Source organism: Vibrio sp. 1727, from assembly GCF_033344415.1.
Taxonomy (GTDB): domain Bacteria; phylum Pseudomonadota; class Gammaproteobacteria; order Enterobacterales; family Vibrionaceae; genus Vibrio; species Vibrio alginolyticus.
On record NZ_JAWPOT010000334.1, the window covers coordinates 1 to 657 of the forward strand.

The 657-nt window shown below is 47.8% G+C and carries 1 pseudogene; it reads right to left on the bottom strand.

What is annotated here, in order from left to right:
- Window positions 1-657, bottom strand: a pseudogene (locus R8O10_RS25585) (sulfite reductase subunit beta); the annotation flags it as partial.

A 657-nucleotide genomic window follows, 5' to 3' on the forward strand; every position in this document is an offset into this window, starting at 1 on the left:
TAGGTTTTGGTTGGCGGTCATACGGAAGTCGCCTTTGTGGATCTTCGCGATTTCAGCGACGCCCGTTTTCAGCGGCTTCCCCGGATAATCCAGCAATCGACCATTCTCGATAAATAACGCCAAGTGGAATTTACCATCGATACCTTCTACCCAACCAATACGGTCACCACGTTCAGTGAACTCATACGGGCGGCTAGCTTCAAACTGAATGCCCGCACGTTTTTCTACTTCTGCTTTAAAGACATCTGTACCGACGCGGTCGAGTGTGTATTTGGTTTTGGCGTTTTTACGGTTTGAACGGTTACCCCAGTCACGCTGAGTTGTCACAACTGCAGCCGCGACATCTAAGGTTTTTTCTAGAGGAATGAAACCAAAGTCATCAGCTCGACGTGGGTAAGTCGACGTATCGCCATGTGTCATCGCCAAACCACCACCCACTAGCACATTAAAGCCAACCAATTTGCCGTTATCGGCAATCGCAACGAAGTTCAAATCGTTCGCGTGGACATCCACATCATTTTGTGGAGGAATGACTACGGTTGTTTTGAACTTACGTGGTAAGTAAGTTTTGCCCAGAATCGGCTCATCTTCTTCGGTCGATTCGACTTTCTCTCCGTCTAACCAAATTTCAGCATACGCGCGAGTTTTAGGTAGAAG